The sequence below is a fragment of the Coleofasciculus sp. H7-2 genome (assembly GCF_042747725.1).
Classification (GTDB): Bacteria; Cyanobacteriota; Cyanobacteriia; order Cyanobacteriales; family FACHB-T130; genus FACHB-T130.
Genome location: NZ_JBHZGO010000040.1, coordinates 33085 through 49372, shown reverse-complemented (window position 1 = coordinate 49372; position 16288 = coordinate 33085). Strand labels below are relative to the sequence as shown.

Annotated in this window: 13 protein-coding genes; 6 read left to right on the top strand and 7 right to left on the bottom strand. The window is 46.3% G+C overall.

What is annotated here, in order from left to right; all coding sequences use genetic code 11:
- Positions 1–48 precede the first annotated feature (48 nt).
- From ACFW2W_RS10040 to ACFW2W_RS10025, 4 genes are all read left to right on the top strand, one after another.
- Positions 49–402 carry a DUF433 domain-containing protein gene (locus ACFW2W_RS10040; RefSeq protein WP_378176819.1) on the top strand — a complete coding sequence of 118 codons (354 nt, stop codon included), beginning with the start codon at positions 49–51 and terminating at the stop codon, positions 400–402.
- Positions 377–748 carry a hypothetical protein gene (locus tag ACFW2W_RS10035; RefSeq protein ID WP_378176817.1) on the top strand — a complete coding sequence of 124 codons (372 nt, stop codon included), beginning with the start codon at positions 377–379 and terminating at the stop codon, positions 746–748. The genes ACFW2W_RS10040 and ACFW2W_RS10035 overlap by 26 nt, the downstream gene beginning before the upstream one ends.
- Positions 749–878: 130 nt before the next feature.
- A complete protein-coding gene (locus tag ACFW2W_RS10030) occupies positions 879–1550 on the top strand; it encodes a restriction endonuclease subunit R (protein ID WP_378176815.1) in 672 nt (223 codons plus the stop codon).
- Positions 1551–1626: 76 nt separating this feature from the next.
- Positions 1627–4353, top strand: a complete 2727-nt coding sequence (locus ACFW2W_RS10025; protein WP_378176812.1) for a protein kinase — start codon at positions 1627–1629, stop codon at positions 4351–4353.
- A gap of 145 nt (positions 4354–4498) precedes the next feature.
- Here the strand turns inward: ACFW2W_RS10025 and ACFW2W_RS10020 are convergent, their stop codons facing one another.
- Complete coding sequence (locus tag ACFW2W_RS10020; RefSeq protein WP_378176810.1) at positions 4499–4972, bottom strand: hypothetical protein; 474 nt, start codon at positions 4970–4972, stop codon at positions 4499–4501.
- Positions 4973–5153: 181 nt separating this feature from the next.
- Positions 5154–6149, bottom strand: coding sequence for a phenylalanine--tRNA ligase subunit alpha (gene pheS / locus ACFW2W_RS10015; protein ID WP_378177185.1), 996 nt, complete (start codon positions 6147–6149; stop codon positions 5154–5156).
- A 151-nt stretch (positions 6150–6300) separates the two neighbouring features.
- Here pheS and surE point away from each other — a divergent pair, with 151 nt between their 5' ends.
- Positions 6301–7101, top strand: a complete 801-nt coding sequence (gene surE / locus ACFW2W_RS10010; protein ID WP_378176808.1) for a 5'/3'-nucleotidase SurE — start codon at positions 6301–6303, stop codon at positions 7099–7101.
- A gap of 754 nt (positions 7102–7855) precedes the next feature.
- Here the strand turns inward: surE and hflX are convergent.
- From hflX to cofG, 5 genes are all read right to left on the bottom strand, one after another.
- Positions 7856–9391 (bottom strand): GTPase HflX, encoded by a 1536-nt coding sequence (gene hflX, locus ACFW2W_RS10005; RefSeq protein ID WP_378176806.1) that lies wholly within the window; start codon positions 9389–9391, stop codon positions 7856–7858.
- A 666-nt stretch (positions 9392–10057) separates the two neighbouring features.
- Entirely contained in the window at positions 10058–10480 is a 423-nt protein-coding gene (locus ACFW2W_RS10000) for a tetratricopeptide repeat protein (protein ID WP_378176804.1), read from the bottom strand.
- A gap of 95 nt (positions 10481–10575) precedes the next feature.
- The gene (locus ACFW2W_RS09995; RefSeq protein ID WP_378176802.1) at positions 10576–10917 is read right to left on the bottom strand and encodes a type II toxin-antitoxin system PemK/MazF family toxin; all 342 of its coding nucleotides are present in this window, start codon (positions 10915–10917) and stop codon (positions 10576–10578) included.
- On the bottom strand, positions 10910–11812 hold the full coding sequence (locus tag ACFW2W_RS09990) for a tetratricopeptide repeat protein (protein ID WP_378176800.1): 903 nt from the start codon (positions 11810–11812) through the stop codon (positions 10910–10912). Before ACFW2W_RS09990 ends, ACFW2W_RS09995 begins: the two co-directional genes overlap by 8 nt.
- 62 nt (positions 11813–11874) lie before the next feature.
- Positions 11875–12852, bottom strand: a complete 978-nt coding sequence (gene cofG / locus ACFW2W_RS09985) for a 7,8-didemethyl-8-hydroxy-5-deazariboflavin synthase subunit CofG (RefSeq protein ID WP_378176798.1) — start codon at positions 12850–12852, stop codon at positions 11875–11877.
- 124 nt (positions 12853–12976) lie between these two features.
- On the opposite strand from cofG, the gene ACFW2W_RS09980 reads away from it, so the two are divergent.
- On the top strand, positions 12977–15982 hold the full coding sequence (locus ACFW2W_RS09980) for a glycerol-3-phosphate acyltransferase (protein WP_378176796.1): 3006 nt from the start codon (positions 12977–12979) through the stop codon (positions 15980–15982).
- The last annotated feature ends 306 nt before the right edge of the window (positions 15983–16288 follow it).

The following is a 16288-nucleotide window of genomic DNA, read 5'->3' as shown; positions in this document are numbered from 1 at the left end:
CTTTACCAAAATGTAAGAGCATTTCATAAATAGATAAACAGGTAAGCTATGCAACTAGAAGATTATTTCGACTTTCAGCGTCCCGATGATATTCGGTTGAAAGGTACACGGGTAGGAATTGAAACTATTCTCTATGATTTCATCCATCGGTGTCGGACTCCAGAGGAAATTGCCCAAAGTTATCCATCAGTCACACTAGAGCAGGTCTATGCGACTATTCTTTATTACTTGCATAATAAAGAAGCAGTCAGCGCTTACATAGCTGATTCGCTAGAACATGGTCATAAAATGCGAGAAGAACAGCAACGCAATCCTTCACCCGTTGTTGTCAAACTCATGAAACTAAAAGCTGAACGAGGGGCAATGAAGAAAGTAAATGAGTCTGAAATATCTGCTGGATGAAAATGTTGATAAAGTCTATCAGCGTCAATTTATCAGGCAAAATCCCAGCTTAATTATGTGGGTGGTTGGCGATCCTGGCGCTCCCCCTAGAGGCACGCTAGACCCGGAAATATTGTGCTGGTGCGAGGAGCATAACTTTGTATTGGTGACAAATAACCGCAAATCTATGCCTGTACATTTGGCTGACCACATTGCACAAGATCGTCACGTACCTGGGATTTTGATATTGAATGATAAGCTCAGTATTAGTCAGACTATTGATGAGTTAATTCTGATTGCTGAGGGGTCTTTTAATGATGAGTATCAAGACCAAATTATTCACCTACCACTTCCTGAATATCGCTAATGTCTATTGATGGTTGATACTATGACTGAGCGATCGCATCTTTGTCCCTCCACAATTTAACGCGATCGCTTTACCAGTAACCCATATATAATAATAGTTATAATTTTTATTAAAAACTCCCAATAAATCGATGACTGCTAATCTAGACGCCAAAAATCTAACCTTGAGAGATGTTCATCGTCTTTTAAAAATTGAAGAGCATTTGAATGGCTCAATTACATCATTACTAGCGCTGGAACCTTTAACAGAATTTGAACACCAGGAGGTTCTAAAAATCCGCAATTTATTCCGCGATTACTACACAGAAGGGAAAATTTCCGAGGGGCAAGTTAAATTTTTATTTGTGGCTCGGTTGATGTGGTTGGCTGGATTTTATCAGCCTAGTATTAAGATAACCTTAGAAGAGGGTATTGCTGATATTTCCATCGAAGATGAAGAAACCATCATCAAAGGACGGATGGATATCTTGGCAGTCAATAAAACTCAAGCAAGAACAACAGATACACTTTTCTGGATTTTGGTGATTGAAGCTAAAAACAGTAGTGTTAACGCATTGGAGGGTTTACCTCAATTGCTCGCTTATGCCTATAAAAGTCTAGAACATCAACAATCGGTTTGGGGACTGACAACGAATGGAATGGATTATCGTTTTGCGTATCTCCAGCAAGGTACTCCCCCAACTTATCAACTATTGCCAGCACTGAACTTGATTGACTCTGAACCTTCAATCGAGTTGCTGCAAGTTCTGAAAGCAATCTGCAAGTTACAAAACATTGCTTCGCCAGTTCCAGCAGTATCTTGAACTATGGTAGACGCGATCGCTCCCAGCTATGATGCTTGTATAGAATAACCAGCAACAAGTAACAGCGTGAAATTAGATGACACCGACGCTCTTAAATAACCGCTATCGCATCATTCGGGCGTTGGGAACGGGTGGGTTTGGCGAAACCTTTTTGGCGGAAGACACCCATATGCCTTCCCGTCGTATTTGTGTCATCAAGCAACTGAAACCTGTCACCAACAACCCCCAAGTTTATCAACTCGTAAGCGAGCGATTTCAGCGAGAAGCTGCCATTTTAGAGCAACTGGGTGAAGGGAACGAACAAATTCCTCGGTTGTACGCCTATTTTGAGGAACAGGAGCAATTTTACTTAGTTCAGGAGTGGATTGAAGGTTTCACCCTGAATCAAAAATTGCAACAGCAGGGACTTCTCAGCGAAAATTTAGTCAAGGAAATGCTAGCGAGTATCTTGCCAGTTTTGGATTATATCCACGCCAAAGGGATTATCCACCGAGATATCAAACCGAGCAATATTATTCTGCGACAACAGGATGACAAACCTGTTTTAATCGATTTTGGTATCGCCAAGGAAATCATTGATAGGGTGGTGGATGCCCAAGGCGACATCAGTCAATCGATTGCTGTCGGGACGCTGGGTTATATGCCCCCAGAACAAGCGGCGGGTAAACCTGTCTACGCAAGCGATATTTACAGTCTGGGGTTGACAGCGATTTATCTGCTAACAGGCAAACGTCCTCAAGACTTCCATATCAACCCTCAGACGGGCGAGATGATGTGGGATGCAGATGCCCTAGGATTTAGCCCCAATTTAGTAGAGGTTTTGGATAAGGCTGTGCGATGTCATTCGAGCGATCGCTATCCAGATGCCAAAGCCATGCTATCAGCTTTGCAACCTCACAACCAAGCCTTGCCACACGCCCAAAAGCTTCCAATATCTGATATAGATACGATTAACTTCGCACAGACACCAACCTTACCCCTTCCATCTGTTAGCCAAGAGAAATCAGAACCTAGAATCCCCCACAGTCGTCAGGAGTATCGCCATCGCCAGATATTGATCAATAAGGTCAAAAATTACTGGATAAAAGGCGTTCTTGAAACTTCATTACATGGCAAAGCCCTGATAGAACTCGGCTTAGAAAAACGCTTGGATGCCATCGATCGACCTTGGGGGATTGTGTGGGAAACTGCCGAGCAACCCAGACAAACTTTATCTAAAAATACCAGAGTTATCAACCTTTTCAATCAAATGGGAGAAGGGCGAACTTTATTAATTTTAGGCGATCCGGGTGCGGGAAAAACTACAACGCTTCTAGAACTCGCACGCGATCTCATTAATCTTGCCGAAAAAGATGTCAATCAGCCAATTTCAGTAGTATTTAATCTTTCTGCCTGGACAAATGCCAAAGAAAAAATTGCTGACTGGCTGATTCGAGAACTCAATACTAAATATCAAGTTTCTAAAGAAATTGGCAACAATTGGATTAGAGAGCAACAACTGCTGCTGTTACTAGATGGTTTAGATGAAGTCAGTGCCGAACGGCGGGAGCATTGTGTTGAGGCAATTAATCAATTTAGCCAAGAATACGGGCAAACTGAAATTGTTGTTTGTAGCCGCATCAAAGATTATGAATTGTTATCAAACCGCCTCCGATTTCAAGGTGCAGTCTTCATTCAACCCCTCACTCTAGAACAAATTTATCAATATCTAAAAAGTACAGGAACGGAACTAGCAGCGCTCAACACCACACTGCACGCAGATACGACACTGCAAGACTTAGCCAAATCTCCGCTAATACTCAGTATTATGACCCTCGCTTACCAAGGAATGTCAATTACTGACTTACCAGGTCTGAATTTAGAAGAACGCCGCCAACATTTATTTGATAAATATATTCAAAGAATGTTTGAGCGCAGAAGTGCGAATAGTCAGTATTCAAAAGAACAAGCAATGCACTGGCTAAGTTGGCTGGCACAAAGGCTAGTTCAAAAGTCACAAACGGTATTCTTAATTGAGCGAATTCAGCCTAGTTGGTTGCCCACAAACGGGCAAAAAAGAATGTATGCGATTACCATTGGTTTGCTTGTTGGACTGAGTGCGGCATTGGGGGCTGGCATAATTTCTGGGCACGCTGCGGGATTGCAAATTGGACTAATTGTTGGACTTATTGGTGGACTCTGTGGTTTTCTGGGTGCAGGGTTGATTTTTGGAGTGATTAGTAATCAAGTTAACCCAGTTGAAACGTTGAAGTGGTCTAGTGCAAAAGCAAAAGATAACCTGAAATCTGGGCTATTTGTTGGGCTGATTGCTGGGCTGATTTTGGGGTTAAGTAGTGGGCTAGTTTCTGGATTAGTGGTTAATCTCCATGCAGGGTTAACTGATAGTTTGATTTCCGGGCTACGGGGTGGTCTGGGTGCGTGGCTAATTTTTATATTGATGCGTGGGTTGATGGGGTCAGGAATCGAAACCAGTACAGTTCCGAATCAAGGGATTTGGCAGTCAGCCAGAAATGCAACGTTCTTTGCAATTGTAGGGATCTTGGGGTTAGGAATCATTGCTGGAGTGATAGGTATTCCCCTATTTTGGGCGCTAATTATTGGGTTATTTTTTGGAATGTTTGCAGCGGGTGAAGCTTGCGTGAAACACTTCGCTTTACGGGTCATTCTTTACTCCAATGGTTACATACCTTGGAACTACGCCCGTTTTCTAGACTGGGCGACTGAGCGCATTTTGTTACAAAAAGTTGGCGGCGGTTATATTTTTGTTCACCGATTGTTGTTAGAGCATTTTGCTCAGAAATAATTGTTTTTTGCAGTTGTAAATTTAGTTGGATAAACATTCATTTTTAATTACTTATAGTTTAAGTTCGTCAATAGCGATCGCTTTGTCTTTGTCCTTCACCTTTACAGTATTTATCAATCCCAACCAGAACGATTTCTTAGAGATTTCAATTTTTTGAATCAGTTTGTTTTGTAAGTTTATTCAACTCTTGACACTTAGTTTGAGCCTCTTTATACGCTTCTGAATAGTTTTTACCGCCCATTATTAAATTGCCGTAATATTCATGCGGTAAAGCATCATAAACAGGTAGTGCATCATCGTCTGGATAATCTTCCTTCGCTTCTTCTACTGCTGCAATAAGTTTTTTTACGGTTAAATGTTGTGCCGGAAAGTAGTAAAGTTCTTGAGAATTTTTATTGAGATGTGGCAGTGTTGGATCGATAATACAAGTATCAAGCTCAATCCAACCATGCTCAATCGGTTTACATGGCTTTTCATCCCGAACTAAAAAGCCTTGGACATACATACATCCTTCAGTTAACAATGCCGCTTTGTAAGCATTATTAAAGGAGTCTTTAGCTTTGCTTTTAATGCGTTCGGAAATTTCCTTGGAGAGAGTTTCATCTAATGGCTTGCTCATACAAAATCTTTAAAGAGGGTTGATATTTTGAGGTAATGAAATGGGGCGATCGCTACCAGGTAGCCATGAAAGCAGACAACAGTAACATCTCTAACATCGGACGCGATCGCTAACTGTTTCAATCGTGTAAAGACAGGGATACTGCGAAAGCCGAAAATTTGGATGCAGCCGGATTCCCTACTTAAAACTGCCGCAAAAAGCGCAAATCGCTGCTGTACATCCGGCGCACATCATCAATTTGATGCAGCACCATCGCAAAGCGCTCAGCACCAAAGCCAGCGGCAAAGCCAGTATAAACTTCTGGGTCGTAACCTACTTTCTTGAGAACATTGGGATCGACCATTCCGCAGCCCATCACTTCTAGCCAACGCCCTTGCCACTGCACATCCACTTCCGCAGAAGGCTCAGTGAAGGGGAAATAACTCGTCCGGAAGCGAATTGGCAACTCTGCGCCAAACATCTCCTCTAAAAACACTTTAATGGTGCCCTTGAGGTCGGTGAAGGTCAGTCCTTCATCCACTGCCAAAATTTCGATCTGATGGAAGACTGCCGAATGGGTAGCATCGACAGTATCCCGACGGTAACAGCGTCCGGGTGCGACAATCCGAATCGGCGGCTCATTTTCTTCCATGTAACGAATCTGCACCGAAGAAGTATGAGTTCGCAGCAGATTACCATCCGGCAGGTAGAAAGTATCCTGCATATCGCGGGCGGGGTGGTCGGCGGGAGTGTTCAGCGCCTCAAAGTTGTAGTAGTCTGTCTCCATTTCCGGGCCGTTGGCGACGGTGTAGCCGAGTCCGACGAAGATATCCACAACCCGGTCGATCGTGCTGCTGAGGGGGTGCTTGCGACCGAGGGAACGGTAAACTCCCGGCATGGTGACATCCAGGGTTTCTGATTCCAACTTTGCCTGGATTTGTGCTTCCTGTAAGTTTGTCCGCTTGCGATCCAAGTCTTGTTGTAGCGCTTCTTTGACAACATTTGCTAAAGCACCAATGCGGGGGCGATCGCTTGCGTCTAACTTGCCCAAACCCCCTAACACCTTCGAGAGCTGCCCTTTCTTGCCCAGGTAGCCGACTCTGAGTTCCTCTAGGCGTTCCAGGGTATCGGCGGCAGCGATCGCTTGGGTTGCTTCCTGTTTGAGCGCGGCTAATTGAGCCTCAAGCTCGTTGAGCATCGTGGTCATTTTAGAGAGGGTCATTTCTAGTGGCAGTAAGCTTGAGTTTAGCGCGATTTGGACTCATCCATCTGCCACAAGCTGCTACAGGCTGCGATGCAAATTCATCCACAATAGAGTGAACTCCTTGATGCACCCCTTGATTGAATTGATGAAATTGCTAATCAGCAACGACGATGGCATCTTCGCTCTGGGCATTCGCACCCTCGCCAATGCTCTCGCAGAAGCCGGTCACGATGTCACCGTAGTTTGTCCCGACCGGGAACGGTCAGCCACTGGTCACGGTCTCACCCTCCACGACCCCATTCGCGCCGAAGTCGTCGAGTCGATTTTTCATCCCACAGTCAAAGCTTGGTCTTGTTCGGGAACCCCCTCCGACTGCGTGAAACTGGCGCTGGGTGCTTTGCTCGACGCCCCTCCGGATTTTGTCCTTTCTGGCATTAACCACGGCTCCAATCTCGGCACCGACATTCTCTACTCCGGCACAGTTTCAGCGGCGATGGAAGGCGTGATTGAAGGAATTCCCAGCATTGCTTTTAGCCTGACCAATTACACCTTAAGGGAATTTCAACCTGCTGCCCGGTTTGCCACAATTCTGCTTTCTCAGTTATCGAAGCAGCCGCTACCAGAAGTAATGTTGCTCAACGTCAATGTGCCTCCCGTGAAGTGGGAAGAAATTGCCGGTGTTGCGCTCACTCGTCAAGGAATTCGTCGCTATTTTGATATCTTTAAAAAGCGAGTAGACCCCCGTGGCAAAACTTATTATTGGTTAGCGGGTGAGGTTGTGGAGGAGGTGGAACAACCAGAAAATCCCCTGTTACCGAGTCACATAGAAACGGATGTTCAGGCGATTCGGAAAAATTACATCACCGTGACACCTTTGCAATACAACCTTACCTATGCCGCTGGGATAAATAGCTTGCAGGAGTGGGGGTTGAATTTCAATTTATAAACTTTGTCTTTCTCCACCTTCTTGATAAATCAACCTTTTCGTTTTAACCTCCTTGCACGATTAGTAGGCGGATGCGATTAAATTGAAGATGTTCGTAGATGTTCGTAGGTTGGGTTGACGTAGGAAACCCAACATCTGCATGGGTTAGCGATAGCGTAACCCATTCTACAAATAATTAATCCCACCTACTTTAGCCGAGAAAGCAATTTCTCGGCTATATTTAAACTCTTGTTTCCGCTACAAAAGAATGTGGCTAAGGACAGGGTTTATCAGATGAGAGAGGAGATTAAAAAATTCTCAGTTTTTAACCAAGAGCTAATTATGGCTGCACTACATTTTTTCGCTTTAACATCGAAACGGAACGGCTACCGGCAGCAGATAAAACAGATAATCCGATATTTAGTTCACAGAGGACTTTTGCCATTATATTGAGTTACTGTATTTTTGCCTAGTTTATCCAACTATGGGTAGATGTTTTTACGGAAAGTTAATATAGACAGGACTTACGCAAAGCTTATGCATATAACGTTTTTTCGGGTTCAATCCCCCTGTGGTTGCCCCAGAAGTGGTGATGTTGCGTAAGTCCTGTTGATTTCAAATTGTTGCTTATCCGAGAAGTATTCATAGGTGTAGGTAATTACAATAGACAGCTTTACCAGAACTTCAAAAAGAAGATACGTGATTGTCCCCTCACAAAGAGTGCTAACGGACAATCACATAGGTTTTCCCTTTCGGGGAAGTTATTTTTGCGCCTTTACTCCTGTGCAACTGCATAATGAACCAGTTGGCTCATGCGCTGACGCAAAGTTTCTAAGCCAAGGCGCTGACTCGCTGAAATAAACACCGCTTGTGGAAATTCTTCCTGTGCCAGAACCAACGTATCGCCATCAACTTGGTCGATTTTATTAAACAAAACCAGCGCTGGGCCAGGTGTTATGGACATTTCCGACAAGATAGTCATTACAGAACGAATCTGACTTTGCCACGCCGGATGGGATAAATCCACCACATGAAGCAGCGCGTCAGCTTCCGTCACTTCCTCTAAAGTGGCGCGAAAGGCATCCACCAAAGAAGGCGGCAACTCGTGAATAAATCCTACCGTATCTGTCAGCACAATCTGCTGGGGTTCATCCGTCACGGCGTTAGGAATCGTTAAGCGTCGCGTGGTGGGGTCGAGCGTTGCAAATAGCTGGTCAGCAGTGTAAACTTCGGCATTCGTCAGCACATTCAATAGGGTAGACTTCCCAGCATTGGTATAGCCAACTAAAGCGAGTGAAGGAACTTCCTGATGTTGCCGCGAAAGCCGCAGCCGCGAACGGTGTGCTTGCAGCTGGTTCACTTCTTCTTGCAGTCGGGCAATACGGCGCTGAATCGCACGGCGTTCGGTTTCCAATTTTGTTTCACCAGGCCCTCTAGTGCCGATACCGCCGCCTAGTCGGGACATCGCTTGACCTCGACCTGTCAGGCGGGGCAGCATATATTCCAGCTGCGCCAGTTCTACCTGCAACTTACCAGCACCGGATTGGGCGCGTTGGGCAAAGATATCCAAAATCACCTCAGTGCGGTCTACCACCCGGATGCCAGTTTGCACTTCCAAGTTGCGAACCTGAGCGGGTGAGAGGTCGCGGTCAAATACAATCAGGTTCACTCCCAGAGTTTGAGCCGTCAGGGCAATTTCCTGTACTTTTCCTTCACCCACGACTGTCTGAGGATGGGGACGGGGGCGCTTCTGCTGCATCGTCTCCAATACTTGTCCCCCAGCAGTATCCACCAACCGCGCTAATTCTTGCAATCCGTCTTGGAATTGCTGGGGTGTCTTGTCACCCGTTATCAACCCGACCAGCAGCACTCGGTCGTGGTCGATGTCTACTTGCTGGGCAACAAATTCCCGTTGGAACTCGGCTTCTAGCCCATCGACCAGTTCCAGAAAATCCTGGTTCGCCAGCACATCTAGGCTCATCGGCGGCGACAGACTCCAGGTAGCTTCGGGGTGAGGAACTAGGTGAGCGAGATAAGTTTCTTTAATATAACCTGTGGCTCCCCCACCGCGACGCTCAAACCCAGTTCCAGTCAGCGATATCACGACAAGTGCATCCAGGCGTTGCATTGCCATTGCAGTTAAGGCGGCTTCATTGGGGGCTTCTGGCTTCAACTGGGTGGCTATGCAGCGAATGCCGCTAAGTCGTTCTGCACCGTAGCGAGGCAATTCTAGAGGGGGAATCTGCGTTTGCCTGGGGGTTCCCACTCCTACCCGAATCACCTGTCCCCGGCGATTGATGTAGGCACACATTGGCTGGTTAATTTCTGTGCTGATTGCTGCCAGCCTCTGGGCAAATTCTGGCGTTGTGAGACAATCGCCGGGTAGCCGCTGATGATACAGTCGCTGTAGCTGCTTTAGCTGGCTGGACTTAAGACCTTGAAGATTGCCGTAGATAGTCTCGATAGGGGTTTTATGCCAGTAAGCTGGCTCCTGAATTCGATAACTCTATTTTACTGACTTCATTCGTGATGCGGAGAAGGGGAGAGAGGGAGTTAGCAATGGGTGCTTCCAAACTTTTGTAAAAATATCATTCGCCGCCTGGAACTCTACTTTAAGCCTTCTCGTTCACGCAGCTACTGTGTGGTAGACCTCTCCCCAAACCCCTCTCCGCTTCGGAGAGGGGCTTTGAAGATGGTTCGCCTTCCCTGCAAGGGAAGAAGCTGTTCTTGCTCTTGTCGGGAAGCGCTCCCTTGCAAAATAACAGGACTTACGCAACATCACCACATCTCTTGGGCAACCACGGAGGGATTGCCCCTACAACACGCTATATGTATAAGCTTTGCGTAAGTCCTGAATAAGTCACTTGTGTGTACACAGTAGGTTCACGCAGAGGGAGTAATTTTGCTTCTCGGTTGGCGGAGGAACCTGTAAGGGGTTTTCATGTAGATTTGCACAAATGGGATATTCCTGAGGGAGTTACCTATTACCCATTACCCATTTCTGAATTAATTTTCGCCATAAGGGTGTTTTCTGGTTTCCCAAGGCTTTGTCATAGCTCGCGTAGGCTTGTTTGTAGCGCCCCAGACGATGCAGCGCTGCACCTCGGAATGTCCAAGCTTCTTTATCTTCTGGTGCAATTTCTAGCGCCTTATCGCAGCTAGAAAGGGCTTCTTCATAGCGGTTTAAGTGAATTAGCACAACGCCTCGAAATACCCAAGCAGCGGAGTCTGATGGTGCAATTTCTACAGTTCGCTCGAAGCAGACGAGTGCTTCTTGATAGCGACCTAAGTTCGCTAGCGCTTCGCCTCTGTTGTACCAGATTTTGCGATCGCTTTCCTCAACTCCCAACGATGGATCGATACTCGCTAACGCTTGCTCGTAGTGCCCTAATCTACGCATAGGTATTTATACACCAGTAACCCTGGCTTCAAAAGGGGTGTGTCTATTGTACAAAAATGCGGGAGGCGGTCATCGGTGGGAATGCGATCGCTACATCACTCAGTTAATAGCTTGCACAACTTCTCGGCGATTTGAGCTTGTGTGTCTGATGACAATATACCTAGTTCACGCTCGATCAGCGATTTCCGAACAGTCATCAGGTGATCCAACCTAATAGTAGATGGTTTATGCAATCCGCTAGCAGCAAAGTCTGGATGACTGGTATTTAAAACGTAATCAGTTTCTAGCAAATCACTTGGAATCAGACTGGTTATGAAAGCTAGAACAACGTGGCTATGTTTTCCCACAGGGTTAGTTAGACAGACAGCGGGACGCACTTTGGTAGCCGATAAATCGTCAAATGGGAAAGGCACCAGCACAACTTTACCCTTAGTCATTGAATGGCTTCCCATCGGCTAATGTATAAATGTCTTCTTCGGCGTCTTTTAGGAAATCAAACGCTGGATTACTTGCTGCTGCTCTAAGCCATTCACGCTCGTTTATATCTCCTTCTTCCCAATCGCTTCCCTCCTGAATTAAAGCCTGAAACCGCCCATCTTCTCGAATACTGTCAAAATCAGAGTCTGTTTTTGCATCCTCTCTGTATTCATCAGGACTCAGATTGATAGCTTGTTGCAAATTTTCGATAGCCTGCTCAACATTACCCTGCAATGCATAACAACAAGCTTTGTTGTAAAAAGCGTCGGCATATTCAGGTTTGATTTTCAGAGCTTTGTCAAAGCTAGCAATCGCTTCATCTAAACGTTCTAATTTACTTAGGGTAATGCCCAAGTTGTTCCAAACTGAGTAGAAGTCAGGTTTAATTTTTAGGGCTTTCTCGTAGCTAGCGCTCGCTTCATCTAAGCGTCCTAATTCAGCTAACGCAACACCCCGATTGTTCCAGGCTTGGTGGAGGTCAGGTTTAATGTCTAGGGTTTTGTCCCAACTAGCGATCGCTTCTTTAAAACATCCCAACTCATATAACGCATCACCCCGGTTGTACCAAGCTTCGTAGAAGCTTGGTTTATTCACAGCTTCGTTGTAGCTAGCCATCGCTTCTTCAAAGCGTCCCAAGTTAAATAGCGCATTGCCTCGGTTGTACCAGGCTTCGTAGAAGTCCGTTCTAATTTCTAGGGGTTTGTCGTATTCAGCAATTGCTTCTTCAAAACGTCCTTGCTTAAACAGCGCATTCCCCTGATTATACTGGGCTTCGTCTTTGTCGGGTTTAATGTCTAGAAGGTTTTCTAGCCTAGTAAACACTTCTAGAGGGCGTTCTAAGAGGTCTGTTCTCATTTGGGTATGTCTTCCATTCAAGCTTTTTCAGATTCGTCAGGTTGGGGTTAATCTAATAGCTTCTATTTCACGCTATCTTCTAATAACGTAGCACTCCGCCACCGATTAACAGCTTTCTGCAATCTATCCGATAACCAGTCATCGTACTGAGGATAAACTGGCAAACGCGGCACTAATTCCCAACCCGCAGGTTCTAAAATTTCTTTTAATTGATGATACTGAGGATGAGGATAATCGGGATTTACTTCATCTTTTGGGCCAATTCCGCCTAAATCTCTGGCACCTGCTTCTACACAAGTGAGTAACCAACTCGAATCTGTAACTAAATTAGGGGGAATCTGGATTGTAATATCTGGGGGGAGAATTTGACGGGCTTTGGCGATGACTTCTGGTAATTGATGGGGGTTAAAAGGTGGGGCGTCGAAGGTTTGGTGAGTGCCGGGACTGTGGGGTTGGAGGATAACTTCTTGAATGTGATGATAGCGTTGGTGGAGAAGCGCGATCGCTTCCAGGGTTTTCCACCAATCTGCCGAACTTTCTCCAATTCCTAAGAGCAATCCGGTTGTAAAGGGAATCCGCAATTCTCCTGACCACTCTAACTGTTGCAGGCGTAATTCTGGGACTTTACTCGGAGCGTGTTTGTGAACGGTTTGCAATAGCTGCGGTGTTAGCTGTTCTAACATTAGCCCCATCGAAACATTAACATATTTCAGCTTTTGCATTTCCTCAAAACTCAATGGCCCTGCATTGGTGTGGGGGAGAAATCCCATTGACAGCGCTAGTTCGCAAAGGTCATAAATGCGCTGGAACCATGCCTGACGGCGTGAGGAATGGGGATGTACTTCGCCGCTGAGGATGAGGATTTCACAGACGTTTTGAGAGGCAAGCGATCGCAAGATTCTCTGGGCATCTGATAGGGTGAGCCAAGGACTTTTACCGGGATCGGTGCGGAAGTTACAGTAACTACAGCGATTAAAACACTCGTAGGTGGGTACAACTGTGTAAGCGGGGCTGTAGGTGACAATGCGGGAAGGTGACATAAGTTTAGATTTTTAACGCAAAGGTAAGCGCTGTCGCGGCACCAAGGAGAAACGGGATAAATCGGCGTTCTTTGCGTGGAGAAACATCACTACAATTCATGTGTTGGTACTGCTACTCCCAGCCATGACTCTGACTCAAGTTTGGGGCGTTATCCTCATTTTTATTGTCTGTCCTCTCTTGGGCGGATTGCCTCTAATTGCTTGGATTGTTCGCGCCTTCACTGGGAGGCGACTGGCAAGACTCGGCACGGGCAATGTGTCTGTCTCTGCTGCTTTTTACCACGGGGGACGCTTTGCGGGTATTCTGGCGGTGCTTTCGGAAGCTTCTAAGGGTGTTGCTGCCGTTTTATTGGCGCGTAGTTTCTTTCCTACGGAACCCGAATGGGAGTTAATCGCGCTGATTGCACTGGTGATGGGGCGTTATTGGATGGGGCGGGGCGCTGGCACAACTAATGTTGTGTGGGGTATTGTCGTTCACGCTCCGCTGGTGGCAGTTTTAGTATTTGTAATTGGGGGAGTTAGTTTTACACTGGTGCGGGAGAGGAAGCAGGGACGCATTTTGGTTTTAATTTTGTTGCCAGTGTTCATGGCGCTATTGCCCAATCACTCAACAGCGCAAGTTGTCGCCGCGATCGCTCTCAGTGGTATCATCGCCTGGATTTATCAGAAAATCCCCGATGATTTAGACCTTCCATCCGAACAAGCGCAAACTGGGAATAAAGCTGTGTTTCGTTTTTTCCGAGGTGATAAAGCGATTGTTTCTCTAGATCAGCCGCTAGAAGCCAGCAAGGTGGGGCAAAAAGCCGCAACGTTATCTCAGCTGAAACGCTGGGGTTATCCGGTGCCGATGGGCTGGGTGCTGACGCCTGGAGACGATCCTGGGGTGATGATTGAGTTTCTGGAAGCTTCCGAAAAACAACCCCTAGCGGTACGTTCTTCTGCTGTGGGGGAAGACTCGGAACAGTCTTCGGCGGCGGGACAATACGAGACGATTTTGAATGTTACGAGTGCAGAAGCGTTGGAGGAGGCGATTACTCGCGTTCTTGCTTCTTACGATAACCCGGCGGCAAAGGCTTATCGGCGCGATCGCGAAGCGTATGCCCAAAGGGCTACTCGCAATTTACCGGAAGCTTCGATGTCGGTGTTGATTCAAACACAAGTCCGGGGTGTCTTTTCGGGTGTTGCTTTTAGCCGAGATCCAATTGCCCAGCAAGGCAATGCGGTAGTGATTGAGGCATTGCCGGGAGACGCTACGCGGATTGTATCCGGGCAAGTGACGCCGGAGCAATATCGGGTGTTTGTGGACGATCTCCAGGCGCAGGATGTCGCGTCTTTACCCGTGGAAGGCAGCGGCGATGTCCCCCCGGCATTGATTCAGCAAGTCGCTTACTTAGCGCGGCAGTTGGAAAGTCAGTATCACGGCATTCCCCAAGATGTTGAATGGAGTTACGATGGGCAAACCCTGTGGTTGTTGCAATCGCGGACAATTACCACACTGCAACCCATCTGGACGCGCAAGATTGCCGCTGAGGTGATTCCGGGGTTAATTCGTCCGCTGACTTGGTCGATTAATCGTCCTCTGACTTGCGGTGTCTGGGGTGAGATTTTTACGCTGGTTTTGGGCAAAGAAGCAGAAGCGTTAGATTTTAATGAAACGGCGACGCTGCACGCCTCTCGCGCCTACTTTAATGCAACCTTGTTGGGACAAATTTTCCGTCGGATGGGTTTACCGCCGGAAAGTTTGGAGTTTTTAACCAGAGGTGCTAAGTTCTCAAAACCCCCTCTGGTTTCTACGCTGCGAAATGTGCCGGGGTTACTGCGATTATTGGGGCGCGAGTTGAGTTTAGAAAGGGATTTTGCGCGGGATGATAGGCGTTTATTTACCCCTATCTTGGAACGGCAATCGGCTTATTTAGAAGCGGGACTGGATGCTTCAACTCAAGAATCAGACGCGATATATTGTGTCTCTATTCAAGAATCAGACGCGATTTATCGCGTCTCTACAAGTCAACCGGCGGCGCTGCTGGAACAGGTGGATGCGCTGCTAGAAGTGCTGAAACGGGCGACATATTACAGTATTCTCGCTCCATTGAGTTTTGCGTTGCGACAGGCGTTATTAAAGGTCAAGGATTCACAATTAGATAACAGCCAAACTCCGGAAGTTGCTTCGGTGCGATCGCTCGAAGATATCGCACTGGATGCTCGTAATTTACTCCCTCATTCACCATTATCCCCTGAAAATTCATCCTCTTTGTTTACCATGTTGGCTGAAATGCCAGATGGGCAAGGTATTCTAGAACAGTTCGATCGATGGCTTGACCGTTATGGATACTTGAGCGATGTGGCAACAGATATCGCGGTTCCTACTTGGAAGGAAAATCCTCATGCGGTTCGGCAATTGCTGACACAGTTTTTCGGGGAAATTGAACACTCCAAGCGCAGAGAAGACAAAGAAAATCAGGGATGGAAGGTTAAGTTGGTGCAGCGACGGCTCAATTTGAAGGGCAAGGTTACAGATATCTATAGTCGCTTATTGGCGGAAGTGCGTTGGAATTTTGTAGCGTTAGAAAAAATCTGGTTGCAGTCAGGTTTGCTATCTCAGTCAGGAGATATTTTCTTCTTAGAATTCAATGAAATTAGGCAAATCATTCAACAATCTGACCAACAATTAATTGACCGAGTACCGCAGTTGGTGAAACAAAGGCGATCGCAACTGGAACAAGATAGTCAGATGGCGAGTGTGTCGCCTTTAGTCTACGGCAATGCGCCGCCCTCTACTGATTTCAACACCGCCAATCGGCAAGTAAGTCAAAAGCTATTGCAAGGCATTGGTGCCAGTCCAGGACAAGTAGAAGGGAAAGTAAAAGTTCTTCGCAGTTTACAAGCGATTCCAGATATTGACCGCAATACTATTTTAGTCGTTCCTTACACTGATTCTGGTTGGGCAGCACTGCTGTCTCGCGTGGGTGGGTTAATTGCAGAAGTGGGAGGGCGTCTTTCTCACGGTGCAATTGTTGCCCGCGAGTATGGCATTCCAGCAGTCATGGATATCCACAACGCCACCCAGTTATTGCAAGATGGTCAGCAGGTGCGAATTGATGGTCAAAAGGGAACGGTCGAAATTTTGTAGGTTATCAAAACAATCGCCATGAAAATTGATTGTTGACAAATTCAGTATGATTAACTTCGGACTCAACTTTGCCAGCCTTCTTGGGATTGTACTGGCACTGTTTGTCATATTATTTATACCTTTAGGATTATTGTTTCCCAGACCGTTTCGAGTTAAAAATCTAATTCAAGATATAGTTGGGGGCTTTTTATTTACTGTGCGGTTTGATTGGTGTTTGTTCAGGGATGGCGACTCGATCTAATTTTACAGTTTGGTCAAATTCTACTAATCGTTGCCAGTATGTACTGAGTTATCCAAGATATACTG